Annotated in this window: 17 protein-coding genes; 12 read left to right on the plus strand and 5 right to left on the minus strand. The window is 44.2% G+C overall.

All coding sequences use genetic code 11. From position 1 onward, the window contains the following. Window positions 1–28 precede the first annotated feature (28 nt). Window positions 29–1,471, minus strand: coding sequence for an MFS transporter (locus L5L77_RS10455; protein ID WP_198573779.1), 1,443 nt, complete (start codon window positions 1,469–1,471; stop codon window positions 29–31). A 242-nt stretch (window positions 1,472–1,713) separates the two neighbouring features. Then, window positions 1,714–2,457, minus strand: coding sequence for a YdiY family protein (locus L5L77_RS10460; RefSeq protein WP_219255974.1), 744 nt, complete (start codon window positions 2,455–2,457; stop codon window positions 1,714–1,716). 213 nt (window positions 2,458–2,670) lie between these two features. On the opposite strand from L5L77_RS10460, the gene rpsF reads away from it, so the two are divergent. From rpsF to rplI, 4 genes are read left to right on the plus strand one after another with little or no spacing between them, the layout of a single operon-like run. Continuing rightward, window positions 2,671–3,066, plus strand: a complete 396-nt coding sequence (rpsF, locus tag L5L77_RS10465) for a 30S ribosomal protein S6 (RefSeq protein WP_105251410.1) — start codon at window positions 2,671–2,673, stop codon at window positions 3,064–3,066. Window positions 3,067–3,074: 8 nt separating this feature from the next. After that, the gene (gene priB, locus L5L77_RS10470) at window positions 3,075–3,380 is read left to right on the plus strand and encodes a primosomal replication protein N (RefSeq protein WP_105251411.1); all 306 of its coding nucleotides are present in this window, start codon (window positions 3,075–3,077) and stop codon (window positions 3,378–3,380) included. Window positions 3,381–3,392: 12 nt separating this feature from the next. Continuing rightward, window positions 3,393–3,620: a 30S ribosomal protein S18 gene (gene rpsR / locus L5L77_RS10475; protein WP_006083042.1), complete on the plus strand. Its 228-nt coding sequence runs from the start codon at window positions 3,393–3,395 to the stop codon at window positions 3,618–3,620. Window positions 3,621–3,656: 36 nt separating this feature from the next. Next, window positions 3,657–4,109 (plus strand): 50S ribosomal protein L9, encoded by a 453-nt coding sequence (gene rplI / locus L5L77_RS10480; protein WP_113939970.1) that lies wholly within the window; start codon window positions 3,657–3,659, stop codon window positions 4,107–4,109. Between the two features lie 533 nt (window positions 4,110–4,642). Here the strand turns inward: rplI and L5L77_RS10485 are convergent. Then, window positions 4,643–6,841: a S46 family peptidase gene (locus L5L77_RS10485; RefSeq protein ID WP_263222694.1), complete on the minus strand. Its 2,199-nt coding sequence runs from the start codon at window positions 6,839–6,841 to the stop codon at window positions 4,643–4,645. 125 nt (window positions 6,842–6,966) lie between these two features. On the opposite strand from L5L77_RS10485, the gene dnaB reads away from it, so the two are divergent. Further along, window positions 6,967–8,373, plus strand: a complete 1,407-nt coding sequence (dnaB, locus tag L5L77_RS10490; RefSeq protein WP_105251415.1) for a replicative DNA helicase — start codon at window positions 6,967–6,969, stop codon at window positions 8,371–8,373. 102 nt (window positions 8,374–8,475) lie between these two features. After that, entirely contained in the window at window positions 8,476–9,552 is a 1,077-nt protein-coding gene (gene alr, locus L5L77_RS10495) for an alanine racemase (protein ID WP_263142828.1), read from the plus strand. 424 nt (window positions 9,553–9,976) lie between these two features. Here the strand turns inward: alr and L5L77_RS10500 are convergent, their stop codons facing one another. Continuing rightward, on the minus strand, window positions 9,977–10,441 hold the full coding sequence (locus L5L77_RS10500; RefSeq protein WP_105251417.1) for a chemotaxis protein CheX: 465 nt from the start codon (window positions 10,439–10,441) through the stop codon (window positions 9,977–9,979). A 734-nt stretch (window positions 10,442–11,175) separates the two neighbouring features. On the opposite strand from L5L77_RS10500, the gene dusA reads away from it, so the two are divergent. The 3 genes from dusA to L5L77_RS10515 all read left to right on the plus strand — a co-directional run bounded on the left by dusA (window position 11,176) and on the right by L5L77_RS10515 (window position 13,047). Next, window positions 11,176–12,195 (plus strand): tRNA dihydrouridine(20/20a) synthase DusA, encoded by a 1,020-nt coding sequence (gene dusA, locus L5L77_RS10505; protein WP_263222696.1) that lies wholly within the window; start codon window positions 11,176–11,178, stop codon window positions 12,193–12,195. Window positions 12,196–12,404: 209 nt separating this feature from the next. Next, a complete protein-coding gene (locus L5L77_RS10510) occupies window positions 12,405–12,695 on the plus strand; it encodes a hypothetical protein (protein ID WP_263185669.1) in 291 nt (96 codons plus the stop codon). Window positions 12,696–12,846: 151 nt separating this feature from the next. Next, window positions 12,847–13,047 carry a PspC domain-containing protein gene (locus L5L77_RS10515; protein WP_263185670.1) on the plus strand — a complete coding sequence of 67 codons (201 nt, stop codon included), beginning with the start codon at window positions 12,847–12,849 and terminating at the stop codon, window positions 13,045–13,047. A 130-nt stretch (window positions 13,048–13,177) separates the two neighbouring features. On the opposite strand, the gene L5L77_RS10520 is transcribed toward L5L77_RS10515, so the two are convergent. Next, on the minus strand, window positions 13,178–13,915 hold the full coding sequence (locus tag L5L77_RS10520; protein ID WP_263146715.1) for an enoyl-CoA hydratase: 738 nt from the start codon (window positions 13,913–13,915) through the stop codon (window positions 13,178–13,180). Window positions 13,916–13,948: 33 nt separating this feature from the next. On the opposite strand from L5L77_RS10520, the gene L5L77_RS10525 reads away from it, so the two are divergent. The 3 genes from L5L77_RS10525 to L5L77_RS10535 are packed head-to-tail and all read left to right on the plus strand — an operon-like array spanning window position 13,949 to window position 16,151. After that, complete coding sequence (locus L5L77_RS10525; RefSeq protein WP_028761867.1) at window positions 13,949–14,431, plus strand: copper chaperone PCu(A)C; 483 nt, start codon at window positions 13,949–13,951, stop codon at window positions 14,429–14,431. Window positions 14,432–14,442: 11 nt separating this feature from the next. Then, entirely contained in the window at window positions 14,443–15,411 is a 969-nt protein-coding gene (locus L5L77_RS10530; protein ID WP_105251468.1) for a DUF2333 family protein, read from the plus strand. Window positions 15,412–15,413: 2 nt separating this feature from the next. After that, window positions 15,414–16,151: a TIGR04219 family outer membrane beta-barrel protein gene (locus L5L77_RS10535; protein WP_028761742.1), complete on the plus strand. Its 738-nt coding sequence runs from the start codon at window positions 15,414–15,416 to the stop codon at window positions 16,149–16,151. Window positions 16,152–16,227 lie beyond the last annotated feature (76 nt).

A 16,227-nucleotide genomic window follows, 5' to 3' on the forward strand; every position in this document is an offset into this window, starting at 1 on the left:
CAGTTAATCGGCCTTTTTATTGGCCTTTTTATGTCAGCGCTTTGTCTAGGTTGATCTGATGGCTATCGGCGTCATCCGTTTGAACGGCTTCAGGCTCTGCTTGCTCGATATCGAAACTGAAGGCGAGTTGCTCCTCATCACTGTCATTTGCGTCGATAATATCGTCATCGACACCATCAGCCCCTAAATCATATTCCGCTTCATCTAGGTTAGCACTGGGTGTCATATGTTCTTGAATCGATTCGACATCAACTCGTGGATCCAGCGCTGCCGCCAGTGGTGAAGAGACTAAGTCGCCCGTCGCCATTATGTAGTCTTGGGTGACATTAGTTTCGACTTTTTGCTGTGAATGTACATAACGTAAACGCACAAAGAGTATTAAGGTACAGGCTGACATAAAGCCATATAACATGTTATTGCCAAACCATTGCATTAATGTCGATGCGATAAGCGGACCGATACTGGCGCCTAAGCCGAAGGTTAATAATATTGTTGCTGATAAGCCGACCCGCTCATTTTGCTCTACTCGAGAGTTGGCAAGCGCTGTGGCGAGCGGATAGAAAGTGAAACCTAAAATACCAAATAGGAAAGTCATCACCAGTGAAATCACCGGATGATAGGGGGTTAAGGCGATAGCCAAGGCTAAGATACCGAGCAATATACAGTTGATACGGATAAGGCGACTGCGGGACATAATGTCGGACAATTTTCCCATTGGCCACTGTGCCAGTAATCCCGCTAAAATCGTTGCCGTCATATACGTGGCGACTTTTTCAGGCGGTAAACCTAAGTTACTGGCGTAGGCGGGAGCGAGACCATAAAACGAACCCACTATCATGCTACCAATCGCGATTGTCGTGAGTGCTTGTGGTGCTTTTTTCCAGTAATAGGCAATTTTGAGTGGGGCAGGAACTAAGGGCGCAGGGTGAAGACGACGCGTGAGTGAAATCGGTACGATACAGAGTGAAAAACAAATTGCGATAAGCAGTAGTGGCTCTAGTCCTAATTCGGGGAAAATACTGATCGCACCTTGGCCCAAGATTAAGCCGAAGTAAGATACGATCATATAACTCGCAAACACTGTGCCCCTTTGATTACTTTCAGCTTGTTCGTTAAGCCAACTTTCTAACACCATGTATTGGCACATCATCCCCATGCCGACCACGAGTCTGAGGAGCAGCCAAACCGCAAGCTCATCCACGAGTGCATGGCCTAATGCCGATGCAGCGACTATGCCTGCGCTGGCGACAAAGGCGCGGATATGGCCCACTTGAGCGATAAGTCGATGACCAATCTTAGAGCCTGCCACTAGGCCAACATAGTAGGCCGACATCATGCCGCCAATCCATATTTGTGGCACATTCATTACTGAGAGTCTGAGCCCAAGATAGGTGGTAAGCAAGCCGCCGGCTAATACCATTAATAATGTGGTGCTATATAAAGAGGCGAAAGTGCGCAGCGGATTAGTCATATACAACTCCGAAAACACAAACTAGATTGATAATGAGGAGTGAGTATATCAGGGGTTAGTGTTTATGTTGTGTTGCAAATTGTTGGTAAATCTTGATTAATTGCGCATTTCTGCTCAAAAAATCACTGAATTATGTCGGAACAACTCAAGGGGATGCTTGTAAAGTATTCACATAGACGCCAGCCGAGTAGGCTATTAGCGTCATCTTACTCTATGTGTTTCGTCGTATTTTTTAAAAAGAGTTATCTAAAAGTGTAAAGCAAGTTGAAGGTGGTGATGGTATCCATGGGTTGGCTTCCTTCTGGTACCACTTCAGTGTATTTGATGTTCATACCGATCTTAAATGCCCAATCTTGGAACACCAGATTTTTATAGTTCATATCTAAGGTGAGGGTGTTGTTGTTCTCGCCCACTTCCGCGGTGAGATCGGCATTGAGACTGCTGTATTCCTGTAGTTTTTGAGAGAATTTGGCAGCGGTACGAAGAATGACATCTTTTTCGGCATCAGGGTTGGGAATGGTTACCGACTCTGCAGGTAAGTTATATCGATAACCTGGGCCGAACTCGAGACTGAGTTTTGTTTTATAACTACTGATAGCATTGAAACCGTAACCACTCGAAAGCGTTGATATTTGCGTGTAACTACCGAATTGATCCCAAGTAAAATCACCACGTCCGAAGACATAACCCTTAGTCAGTTTATAGTTCGATTGTAACTGTAGCTCATATTTTTCGGAGGTTGTTTGACTTTTTTCTGAGGCAAAATAGGCTTTTAGTGTGGCTTCTTGCTTGGTTTGCTTTGTATCGTAAATCAGTTGGGTTCGACCATTAAAACTGCTGGATTCGGTATTGCCTGTGTTCAGTTGCAAGCCAGCTTCGATTTCCGCGGTAAAATCGCTGGGCGGTTCCTGATAATCAGGTGGAACAAGCGCAAGCGCAGGAAATGAAAGGAAAAACAAACTGATTGGCGCAATAACTTTTAGCATTATGTTTTATTCTTGGTTAGCTGATTTCAGACGTCCGAATATAGGCGAACCGCCATCATACCTGTATTGATTGGCGAGGCAAAGTTATTGCTTGAGTTTCTGGCTTGCTTTCTGTACTATCTCGCGCTCAAATCAGTCACTATTTTTCGTTCCTTGCCTCCATTTGGTTTGACTGAGCCAATACCGAGGCTACATAACCGTAAGGAGCAATAAATGCGTCATTACGAAATCGTATTTATGGTTCACCCAGATCAAAGTGAACAAGTACCAGGTATGATTGAGCGTTACACAGGTGTTATCACCGAAGCTAACGGCACAATCCACCGTTTAGAAGATTGGGGCCGTCGTCAACTGGCTTACCCAATCCTTGACCTGCATAAAGCTCACTACGTTCTGATGAACGTTGAAGCTAAAGCAGAGACGATCGAAGAGCTAGAAACAGCTTTCCGTTTCAACGACGCAGTTCTGCGTAACATGGTAATGCGTACTAAAGTTGCCGTTACTGAAGCATCTCCAATGGCTAGAGCTAGAGATGAGCGCGATTCACGTCGTGGCCCAGCTGGCGAACGCTCATATGATGAAGCTCACGCTGAAGAAATCGCTGAGTAAGGTAATCTGTGACCACCAATAACTTGGTGTTGTCAGGAACGATAACTCGTTCAAGACGCTTTAAAAGCCCAGCAGGTATTGCACACAGTGTAATTATGTTGGAACACAAATCGCAGCGTTATGAAGCCGAAATGCTCCGCAACGTCTACGTACAAATTCAAGTGATATTGAGTGGCCCACGCTTTGAAAGCGTCGCAGAAGATCTGAAAGCAGGTGTGGAAGTACAAGTGCAGGGCTTTATGACGCTTCAACAGGGGCGTAATGGTCAGAACCGCTTAGTCATCCATGCCGAAAATGTCGAATTGAAAACTTAGGAGACTGTCAACATGGCACGTTATTTCCGTCGTCGCAAGTTCTGCCGTTTCACCGCTGAAGGTGTTGCAGAAATTGATTACAAAGATATCGTTACTTTAAAGAACTACATCACTGAAAGCGGCAAGATTGTTCCTAGCCGTATCACTGGTACTAGTGCTAAATATCAGCGCCAACTAGCTCGCGCTATCAAGCGTGCTCGTTATCTTTCTCTACTGCCATACACTGATTTACATCAGTAATTGCAGTATTCCTAATCGAATATAGAGGATTTGATAATGAACGTTATTCTGCTTGATAAAATCGCTAACCTAGGCAACTTGGGTGACCAAGTTACTGTTAAAGCTGGTTACGCTCGTAACTACCTTTTGCCACAAGGTAAAGCTGTTGTTGCTAACGAAAGCAACGTTAAAGTATTTGAAGCTCGTCGCGCTGAATTAGAAGCTAAATTAGCTGCTGAATTAGCTGCTGCTAACCTACGTGCTGAGAAAATCACTGCACTGGAAGCTGTTGTTATTGCTTCTAAAGCGGGTGATGAAGGCAAACTGTTTGGTTCAGTTGGCAACCGTGACATCGCTGATGCAGTGACTGCTGCTGGTGTTGAGCTGGCTAAATCAGAAGTTCGTTTACCATTAGGCGCTCTGCGTACTACTGGCGACTTCGAAGTTGAAGTTCAGTTACACACTGAAGTTAAAGCTGTTGTTAAAGTTTCTATCGTTGCAGAAGCTTAATTACTCCTTGCTTTAATCTTAAGAGAAACACCGCTTCGGCGGTGTTTTTTTATGGCTGAAATTCAGTATTTAGCTGTGGTCAATATGGTTTGATATTGGTTTGCTATGGATTAATACCAATCACATTAAATATCTAATCAGTTCAGAGCCTCACAGGCATCTCAATCCAAGGCGCATTGACGCAGAAATGGTTATTCCCTTTTAAGTCAATGCAACACGGGAGTGGGATACCTGTGAGGCTCCCGAAGGGCGGCTGATGTTAACGGCATGGCAAAGCGCTTTATACTGCGTTTAAGGCTTTCGACAGAGCACCACTATGCCTTCAAGCCTTCGCCTTGTCTAAAGCGCTTTGAACTCCCGCTGAATTAACAGATATTTAATACGATTGGTATAATGCGGCAAGTGATATGTCTACTCATTCAGTCTCAAAGCGTATCCGCCTTTAAAATACTAGCCCAAATAAAAGCCGCTCACTGTCATGACAGTGAGCGGCTTTTGACTAGATGGGTTAAATCCGTGTTTGGCTCAGAGTATTAATTTCTCACTAAATCCAATTCTTGGATTAAGTTATCGGCATGGTCCACTTCATCCATCATCCACAGGATATAGCGAATATCCACGTGCACTGCACGGGTGATGGTTGGGTTGAAGAACCAATCTTTAGTGATAGCTTCATAGGTTGAGTCGAAGTTAAGGCCCACTAACTCACCTTTTCCGTTGAAGACTGGTGAACCAGAGTTACCACCTGTGGTGTCCACGCTGGATAAGAAATTAACCGGTACTGAGTTAAATTCCTCTGGTTTATCTAAACAAGAGAAGAGTCTGCAAATCCAGCTTCGGGGATCTTGATAAACCGACTTCACCAGATGATCGCCAAAACGTTGTTCGCTAATCGCATCGAGGAGTTTTTTCGGCGCATTATAGGGCTCAACGCCTGTGTGTTTTGCGACTATGCCATCAAGACGAGTAAACGGCTGTTTATAGAGCGCATCACGTGATTGATAACCATCAACCATGCCATAGCTGATCCGTAGCGTACCGTTGGCGTCAGGGTAGACTGGCCAGTTGTTTGCTTTGTAGTATTCGATCACAGCCGCGATATAATCAGGGCGAGCACTAGATAGCTTGCCGTCTAAGATTTTTTCTGATTTTTCCTGTGCCATATTCGTGTCGTAAAGTGCTACGGCTAAACGAATAAAGGGATCTGCACTGGTTTCGAAAGCGCTAGCATCGGCATTCATCCACGCAAGGCGCTTAGCTTGGTCTGTGAGCGTAGTGAGTGAGTACAAACCATCGAGTTTAGCTGCGAGATCGGCATCTTTCGTGTTCACATTTAGCATCTCATCGAGTGCTGCTACGCGATTTGATTGGCTAAGGTAAGCATTTAAATCCTGTAGCCACAAAGTCTTATCAACAGTGACATCAAAACTTGAATCGATACGTTTAAGACGTGAGCTTAGCATAGCAATATCACGTTCTTGGTAGCCTTGCTCACGCTCGGCATCGGGCTTTTGTTTTTCTTTAGCAAGACGGTAGAGGCTGTTTGCTGCGGTTAACAATGTGCTAGATTGAGCATTGGTAAAGTAGTAATTACTTTGGAATGCTTGTTGTTGCTCGGCGAGTAACACTTCTAACTCAGCAATGAGATTTTGATTTAGCTTAGGGTTTTGTTTAAGCCAAGCTAAAAAATTATCTTCACGGCTTTGCTTAATGCCAATGATATCCGTTGCTTTAAAACCCGCTAATAGGCCGTTGAGTTTCTTCATCCGGTTGGCCATTGAGGCCATATTACCTGCGTACTTAATGGCGATATCGGCATCTTTTTGTCCCATAGCCTCGATAGTATCAATCTGTAATTGATAGCGCTTAGCTTGGGTTGGGTACAACCAATCACTGGCAAATTTAAGTTCACTGGTCAGATTGTAACGGCTAGTCGTGCCTGGGTAACCCGCCACAAACACGCCATCACCGGCTTTTACGCCATCGGCATTGACCTTAAGGTAGCTCTTTGGTTGGTAAGGAATGTTATCGTCGCTATACGCGGCAGGTTTGCCATCTTTACCAACATAAGCCCGTAGGAAGGCAAAATCACCCGAATGGCGTGGATATTCATAGTTATCAATATCGCCACCATAGCCCCCAACACTTTCAGGTGGTGCGTAGACTAAGCGCACATCGCGGATCATCAATTGCTTGATTAAGTAGTATTCTAAGCCGTTATGGAAACTGCGCACATTACAACGATAGTTAGCATCGGCTTCACAGCTTTTGATGAGCGCTTTACTGTGATTTTGAATGTCTTCGTAACGACTTAGCGGGTCTTGGCTGAGGTCTTTATTGATTTGCTCGGTGACATTGGTCACTGCTTCTGTGATGTATAAACGTTCGTTAGGACCGGCAGAGGGCTCCTTGTCCATCGATGTTGCTAAAAAGCCTTGTTCTAGGTAGTTATGCTCTTGCTTAGTGTTATATTGTATCGCCTTGTAGGCACAATGGTGGTTTGTCACAACTAGCCCTTGGGGGGAGACAAAACTGGCGGTACAATAGCCCAACCCAACCACGGCGTTCATTGGATAACTTGTCAGATCGGCCAGTTTTTCTGCCGGAATATCGATTCCGCGTTCACTGAGTTTGTCTGCAATTGAAGGCATTTGATAAGGTTGCCATTGTCCTTCGTCGGCAGTTGCTATGCCGGATGTCAGTACTAAGGCCGCAACCAATGCAATACGCATGTTCTTTCCTTATTGATTGTTAGAGTGTCCGTTGGAATGAAATAACAGGCGAGTGTAAACATCCTGTTTGCTTGACGCGGGTTTTATATCATATTTTGTTAAGTTGTTGGAAATCGGGAGCGTTAATGTCACAACAAGGTGCTTTTAAGCCTAAAAGTAAGCCAAGAGATTTGCAGCTTGATGGACTCAAGCTGCCACCGCATTCAATTGAGGCTGAACAATCGGTATTAGGCGGCTTGATGTTAGATGCCGAAGCGTGGGACAGGGTCGCAGAGGCTGTCGTAAAAGAGGATTTTTACTCTCGCTCACATAAGATGATCTTTTCTGCCATGCACAGATTGGTCGATTTAGGGCAACCGATCGATTTGATCACTGTTTCTGAACAGCTCGAAGTTGAGAACCAATTAGAAGATGCCGGTGGTTTTGCCTATTTAGGTGAGATTGCGAAAAATACCCCAAGTGCGGGTAATATTTTATCTTACGCTGAAATCGTCCGTGAACGTGCTGTCGTTCGTGACATGATCCGCGTCGCGCATGAGATTGCCGATGCGGGCTATAACCCAGAAGGTCGGGACTCGGGTGAATTACTCGACCTGGCTGAGAGTAAAGTATTTAAGATCGCCGAGATGCGAACCAATGCTAATGAAGGTCCCGAAGGTATCAAAACCATTCTGGAAAAAACCGTCGATAAGATTGAACAGCTTTACAATAACCCCCATAACGGTGTGACTGGAGTATCGAGTGGCTTTAACGATTTGGATAAGATGACCGCTGGCTTCCAGTCCGGTGACTTGATTATCGTTGCGGCGCGTCCTTCTATGGGTAAAACCACCTTTGCGATGAACTTGTGCGAACAGGCCGCAATGAATGAAGATAAACCCGTACTTATTTTCAGTCTCGAGATGCCGTCCGAACAGATTATGATGCGTATGCTGGCCTCCTTGGGTCGTGTTGATCAAACTAAGATCCGTACTGGTCAACTCGATGACGAGGATTGGGCGCGGGTTTCATCGACCATGGGTATCATGCTCGAGCAAGGCAAAATGTATATTGATGATGGTTCGGGATTAACCCCGACAGAAGTTCGCAGCCGCGCGCGTCGTATTGCCCGTGAGTACGGTGGTTTATCTATGATCATGATAGATTACCTGCAGTTAATGCAGGTGCCCGCCTTAAAAGATAACCGTACCTTAGAAATTTCTGAAATTTCACGCTCGCTGAAAGCATTAGCCAAAGAGTTGGAAATCCCGATTATTGCCCTGTCGCAGCTTAACCGCTCGCTCGAACAAAGGGCCGATAAACGTCCTGTTAACTCGGATTTGCGTGAATCGGGCGCTATCGAGCAAGATGCGGATCTCATCATGTTTATTTATCGCGATGAAGTGTATAACAACGATTCTCAAGATAAAGGCACGGCAGAAATCATCATTGGTAAGCAACGTAACGGCCCCATTGGTCGGGTGCGGCTCACTTTCCAAGGGCAATTTTCGCGTTTCGATAATTATGCTGGGCCGCAGTTTGAAGAAGATTAATTGACGTTTAAAAACAGTCAGTTTGCGTTTGCAGAAGATGAGCTGTATTGATGTATTTTTTATATCCGTGACTTTTTATTTCCTGAGTAAACAAGGTAAATTTTGAACCCTTTTCCCCGTGCAGAAATTAGCAGTAGTGCACTGCAAACCAATCTCGCTGCGTTGCGTCAACAGGCACCAGCGAGTCGTGTGATGGCCGTCGTTAAAGCGAACGGTTATGGTCATGGATTATTGAATGTCGCTAATTGTTTAGTCAATGCCGATGGCTTTGGCCTAGCACGATTGGATGAGGCCTTAGAATTACGAGCGGGCGGCGTGACAGCGCGTTTATTGTTACTAGAAGGTTTTTTCCGTGCCACCGATCTCCCGTTACTCGTCGGGCATGATATTGACACTGTAGTGCACCACAGCTCTCAGCTTGAAATGTTAGAGCAAACTGTGTTGTCAAAACCTGTCACTGTCTGGCTTAAAGTGGATTCAGGCATGCATCGTTTAGGTTTTACGCCCGAACAATTTTCAACGGTTTACGCAAGGTTAATGGCCTGTCCCAATGTGGCAAAACCGATCCATTTGATGACACATTTTGCCTGTGCGGACGAGCCTGAAAACACCTATACCTCAGTACAGATGGCGGCTTTTAATACGTTAACGGCAGGCTTGCCCGGATTTAGAACCTTAGCAAACTCTGCTGGTGCTTTGTATTGGCCTCAGAGCCAAGGCGATTGGATCCGTCCTGGTATCGCACTCTATGGTGTATCTCCTGTTACTGGTGATTGCGGTGCGAATCACGGGCTAGTTCCTGCGATGGAATTGGTATCACAGTTGATTGCGGTACGGGATCATAAAGCCAATCAGCCAGTGGGCTATGGTTGTTTCTGGACCGCGAAGCAAGATACCCGTTTAGGTGTCGTGGCGATTGGCTATGGTGATGGTTATCCTCGCAATGCACCGGAAGGCACACCCGTGTGGGTCAATGGTCGTCGCGTACCCATAGTAGGCCGCGTCTCTATGGACATGTTGACTGTCGACTTAGGCCAAGATGCGCAAGATAAGGTTGGCGACAGTGCTTTGTTGTGGGGTAAAGCATTACCCGTTGAAGAAGTCGCTGAACATATCGGTACTATCGCTTATGAATTAGTCACTAAGCTCACCCCAAGGGTTGCGGTTTGCTTAGCTTAACCCTGACAAATGGAAGTATTTGGGGACACTTTTTAGCAAGAAAACGGTGATTAAACACCGTTTTCTTTTATGTAAAGTGTCAGGATGAATAATTGCCTCTACACGAATGGTTACTGCAAATAACACTATGAATTATAGTTATTTGTTAGCGAGAGAAGTGTCGAACCTGTAGGGCTGAGATAAGCGAAATAGTGGTTTGCAGTTCACCGTTGGCGACGCAATATGTTTTGGACCTGAGGATGAAGCTGTGCTGAACTGGTGTTAGGCGGCAAAATAGACGATAAAAATATCTCAATTCAGGTTACGGTAAACCAGCTGTTCTGATCTTTGTTATCTGGCTTTAAAAAAGCGAATGAAACATAAGATCCAGAGCGACAGGATATTTAATGTATTTTGAGCTGACTGGCTTGATGCATTTAAGCTATTAGTTTTCAAAACATATTTCAATATAAGCAGTACCATGCGGGCTTGTAAATGGCATGATAATCTTAGTGCCATTAGCTTTATGGGAAATAGTATGGCCTTTTCCTGATACGACCATAGGAGTGGCCATTTCAAATTCATAGCCTTTTTGACCCAAAAGATTTTTTGCGCCACCAGTCACCATATTCGTAATTTCGCCTACTAAGTCAGTCACTTCCTCGTTAATTTTACCCGGGTTTTCGCCCAGCATATTCTGCATTATCTGCAAAACAAGCTTTTGTTCGAAGGTAATCGACAGTGATCCTTTTGTTTGGGGTCCAACAAGACCTATTAGGCCGGATACATCACCCTTAGCTAAGTTATCTACTTTGATTTGGGGTTTGCCCGGCGTCAAATCCATGCTCGCCATCGTAGATATGACATTGAGCAAAGATTGGAGGAAAGGATTAATAAAATTAACGTTCATGCCTAAGTTTGTCCTCTTTTGAGCCTAAACCATGGAGTAATGGCATTGCTTAAGGCTATTAGAAAAGTTGCTTATCGACAGCAATCTTGATCACACTCTATCAGCTTAGATGAGACAGCTATAAATGTGAGGCTAATTTAAAGATATTCTTATCATTTATCTGAGTTATAGGCCGCTAAAGCTCCATATAACCGTGCCCTTTATTGTTTAGACCGTTTTGTATCATGGTTTATAAGTTTGTTTGGAAGAGGCTTATCGTCAAATGGCGTTGTTTTACGTCTCATACATACAAAAATGGGCTGCATTAGCCCCATTCATAGTGGCTCATGAGTGCCGATGCTGCAAAGTTTTTTAGCCTTTTTATGGAGTAACTCGACTTTTATTAGTACTTGAACTTGTGAGAAGGCGTTGCTACTCAACTCTCTATCCCATCGCGTCTTACGTAATCCCATTTTATATGGCTATTTTCGGCATTGTGGAGTGCTATCAAAAAGGCGTCTTGGCCTTGAGTGTCTTAGCTGACTTTGTAAAAGTACGATGTTCGCTGTAAACTGTCTCACTTTTTGCTTCACCCTAACGACGCATTTGTAGTGTGTTGTTCAGTACGTGTTTTCAGGTCAATTATTGGGAACACCATCTTGAGCGCTCAATCTTATAATTTGGGATACCTCACAGGATGCCCGGCAATTAGACAAATGCACAAATGTGTAAAAACAGCTTAAAATGTGAGTGTAATGATTCAATCTAAAATGAGTAAAAACCCTGTTATATCAGCTATTCCAATCGTTAGGACCTTTTCCATTGCGCCCATGTTGGACTTGACGGACCGTCATTATCGTTATTTTGCACGTTTGATGTCGGCTAATGCTTTGTTGTATACGGAAATGGTGACAACAGGAGCGATATTGCATGGTCGTGGTGATTACTTGGCATATAACCAAGAAGAACATCCTTTGGCGTTGCAGTTAGGTGGCTCTAATCCCTTAGATTTGGCTCGTTGCGCTAAACTCGCTGCTGAGCGAGGCTACGATGAAGTTAACCTCAATGTGGGTTGTCCTTCCGATCGAGTGCAGAATGGTCGCTTTGGCGCGTGTTTGATGGCAGAACCTGAGTTAGTGGCTGAGTGTGTTGACGCCATGAAACAAGTCGTTGATATTCCTGTGACTGTGAAAACGCGTATCGGAATTGATGAACAAGATAGTTATGCGTTTTTAACCCAGTTTATTGATGTGGTCAGTGCAAAAGGGTGTACGGATTTTACTATCCATGCGCGTAAGGCGTGGCTTCAAGGATTAAGCCCAAAAGAGAATCGCGAAATCCCGCTGCTCGATTATGAGCGTGTGTATCAACTTAAGCGTGATTATCCTGCACTTAATATTGGTATTAATGGCGGCGTAACAACTCTTGAGCAAGCACAAGTTCATTTAGTGCAGCTCGATGGAGTAATGATGGGGCGCGAGGCTTATCAGAATCCTTATATTCTGGCGCAGGTGGACCAAATATTGTGTGGCAGTCAAAAAGCAGTGATCAGCCGCGAGGCTGTGATTGAGGCTATGTTGCCTTATATTGAAGCGCATTTGCAGTCTGGTGGCCGGCTCAATCATATTACTCGTCATATGATAGGTTTATTTCAAGGTTTACCAGGTGCCCGTGCTTGGCGTCGTTATTTGAGTGAAAATGCCCATAAAAACGGCACTGGGATAGAAGTGGTAAAGCAGGCTTTTCAGAATATTCAGGCTGAAGTTGTAGAGTAATTCCACTCGACTTAAAAGATGGTGAAATTTACTAATTTGAGTAGTATTTTTCACCACTTGTTATTTTCCAATCCATCCCTATATCTCATCTTGTCCACATAAATTTTTTTAAAATGATTAAAATCATAATCTTAAAAATATTTTTATAAGTTGGCACGCAGTTTGTAATAGTCCCTTCGTCAAGTTAATTAATCGAAAGGGATGCCATCATGTTTACGTTAACCATTAAAAAATCAGTACAAATGAGTGTGTTATTAGGCGCGTTAGTCGGTAGCGTTGCAGCACACGCAGAAGCCGCACCAATATCAGATGTTGTGGGAACTATTGAGCAAACATTGACCGCACAGACACAAGAATTATTCGTCAGTGTAAAGCGTGAATTTGTGATGTCATTGCAAACACAACTGGCTGAAAGTATGTATGACTTCAACAGTCAACTTAGCTTAAACGCTGAAAATAAAGGTGAATCGGCAGGTGCCGATGAATATAGCGCTAAGTAAAGGATCTGCTTATGTGGTTTGTAGCACCTTTGATGACATTGCTACTGTTACCTGTAATTAGTCTTGCGTTGTTTTCAGGCATTATTTGCTGGTTTCAGTGGCATAGTGTTAATGATAAATAAGTTAGCGATCAACTGAGCCGAGGTTTTAGATGAAACGATTAAAAGTGCGTATGGAGAGTCCAGAGCGGTTAGTGTGTGGTGTTGCTGCAGGCATGGCGTGGAAATTTGGTTGGTCTTGTTTTTGGACTCGTGCGGTGTGGGCTGGTGCAATTGTATTTATGCCGGGTGTGAGTTTGCTAATTTACTTTGTTTTAGCATTGTTAGTTGATCAATGGAAAAAACCAGCCTAATCATGCAGTGATGGCTGGCGTTTATGAGCTAATAAGTGGCTTGTTTTGATTTAAAATGTTGCAATTAAACCTATCAACAAGAGGGCACTTTGACCCTCATGCGACATGTATGTGCATACTGCCTTGCAGGCTACTTTTTCAAAAAAGCCTGAAATCTGCTTTTGGCTTCTTCACTTTTTAGCCTAGCGCTAAATTGTTCAAGTTCTTGGTGCATTTGGTGCTGTACACGATTTTTATGCGGACGCATTAATTGACGTGTGATTTGTAGTGCTTGTGGCGGTTGATTGGCCAATTTTTTTGCCTGAGATAATGCATAACTGAGTAAATCTTCATGGGCCACAATTTCGTTGATCATATTGAGTCTATGGGCCGTCTCGGCATTAAAACTTTCACCAAGTAGCAGTAACTCAGCCGCTTTTTGATAACCAATGAGTTCTGGTAAGAGTAGGCTAGCCCCCGCTTCCGGCACGAGAGCCAAGTTGACGAAGGGAAGTTGAAATTTCGCCGTGTTGTCAGCGTATACCAGATCGCAATGTAGCAGTACGGTTGTACCTATACCGACGGCGGCACCAGAAACAGCAGCCACCAGAGGTTTTTTGAGTTCGAGCAGACAAAATAAGAAACGTACTGCGGGATGATTTGGCCCTAAGTCACTATTTTTCAAAAAGTCAGCAACATCATTGCCTGAGGTGAAACAATTATCTTGGCCATGGAGCATAAAGGCACGAATGTCGTTGTCTGCTTCACCTTCGATCAGGTATTCTGTCAGTTGTTTATACATATTAAGATCAAGTGCATTGCGTTTATCAGGGCGATTAAAGCTAATAATACGCACGCCCTGATCATCCTGAACCTGTATATGACTCATGGGTTGTTTCCTTTACGACGACATTGGGTAGACATGGAGTTTAAGACATTGAAACCAATATTCAAACAGCTGTTTAATTGTCTAGTTTTATCTTGTGCATCATTTTCAGCGTTGGCGAACGTAGTCATGACTGAAGGTCATATACGCGCCATGCCTGAGACAGTACCAAATACTGCCGCTTACTTTACGCTTGAAAACCACACAGATAAAGCGATTCGTCTTATCGGTGTCAGTACGACTGTGGCAAAGGATGCCCAATTACACACGATTATCGAAGACCAAGGCATGGTGAAGATGCGCCATGTTGAAGGTTTTGACATCCCCTCCCATGGCACATTAACGTTAACGCCGTCAGGGGATCACGTCATGTTGCTTGGCTTAAAAGCGCCATTGGTGTTAGAGCAACAAGTTGAACTGCAATTAGAGTTTGACGGTGGCGAGAAAATGGCAATTACCCTGCCTGTTAGTAAAGCAGCAGAAAACGCCGCAGAGCAAGAGCATCATCACCATCATTAAGGAGTCGCTTGATGCAAATTACATGGAAAAAAGTTACCGGGGTCGGTTTATTTTTAGTATTAATCGGTTATGGCGTGAGTGTATGGTGGAGTATCGAACCGGATCCGATTAGCCCTCAACAATTAACAGCATCCAATAAGAATATTGTTGGGTACGCTACCACTACATCGCTAATCCTCACTGTCGAAAATTTACTCGATAAGCAAGGTGGTTGGTTATCAAACGATGTGATGCCACCTTCCATCTTCATGGATAACATGCCCGCATTTGAATATGGTGCTTTGGAGCAAGCCCGTGATTTAGCCTTGATTATGCGTAAAGAGTTTAGCCGCTCACAGTCACAATCTGCGGCGGACAAAGATTTAGGCGAAGCCCAATCTAAGCTCAATATTGACCACACTAGCTGGTTAGTACCCAGTGCCGAAAGCGAATATCGCGATGCAATCAAATTGCTGAAGCTTTATCGTGCCCGCATGATGGACCCTAATAATCAAGATGCACAGTTTTATGCCCGTGCTGACAACCTTAATGAATGGTTGAAAGAAGTGCAGAAACGTCTGGGCAGTATGTCGCAGCGTTTATCTGCCAGCGTTGGCCAAGAGCGCTTAAATACAGATCTAGCTGGTGACAATTCGGCGCGTCAATCAACCCCAAATTTGACCAGCCATCAGGTAAAAACCAGTTGGTGGAAAATTGATGATGTCTTCTATGAGAGCCGTGGTGCTTCATGGGCGTTGTTGAACTTTATGCGCGCAGTTGAAGTTGACTTTGCTGACGTATTGAAGAAGAAAAATGCTGAAGTAAGCCTAAGACAGATCATTCGTGAACTGGAAGCGACTCAGCAAACTGTCTGGAGCCCTGTTGTACTTAATGGCAGCGGTTTTGGCTTAGTCGCTAATCATTCATTGGTTATGGCTAACTATGTGTCGCGTGCGAATGCCGCGGTGATTGATTTAACGAACTTGCTATCTCAAGGTTAATTATGAAAAAAACTCTCCTCGCCAGTGCGGTATTAGGATTCTGTATGGCCTCATCTGCCCAAGCGGCAACTGTGGTTGGTTTTACGATTGGTGGTGATTACTGGCGCGCCGATACTAGCGGTACTTTTGCTGATAAAGGTCAACCACAACAAACATTTGATTACAGTTCATCTGCTCAAGGCAGTTATTGGATTGCAGTTGAGCACCCATTGCCATTTGTCCCTAACATTAAAATCCGTGAAAATAGCCTAGATCAGAAAGGCAGCATGTCTGGTGCTGATTTCAACTTCAATGGTCATGATTTTAAAGGTAATGTGACTGCTTATACTGATTTGAGTAACACAGACTTCGTGCTGTATTACGAAATATTGGACAACGACATAGTGTCATTGGACCTTGGTGCAGCATACAAGTTAATGAATGGTTCACTGCGTGTTCAAGACCCTGGCCATCCTGAAGAGAAAGATGTCGATAGCGGTATTGTGATGGGTTACGCCAGTACGCATGTAGGTATGCCTGGCTTAGGCTTGTACGGTTTTGCTGATTTGATGCAGGGCGTTAATGAGTCAAGCGTGCACGACTATGCTATTGGTTTAGGTTGGCAATTTGATGGTTTGGCCGTCGATACACGGGTACGTGTAGGCTACCGTGAATTTTTATTCGATGTGAGTAATTTCTCGGGTGTGAGTGCTGATACTAAATTTAAAGGTTATTTTGCGGGTGTTGAAATCAACTTCTAATTTTGTTGATTTTAACTTCTAAGCATAAAAAACCGCCAAATGGCGGTTTTTTTATATTTAATGACTGAGAGCGTTG

It is taken from the genome of Shewanella sp. SM29 (assembly GCF_025654245.1).
In the GTDB taxonomy this organism is placed as follows: Bacteria; Pseudomonadota; Gammaproteobacteria; order Enterobacterales; family Shewanellaceae; genus Shewanella; species Shewanella oncorhynchi.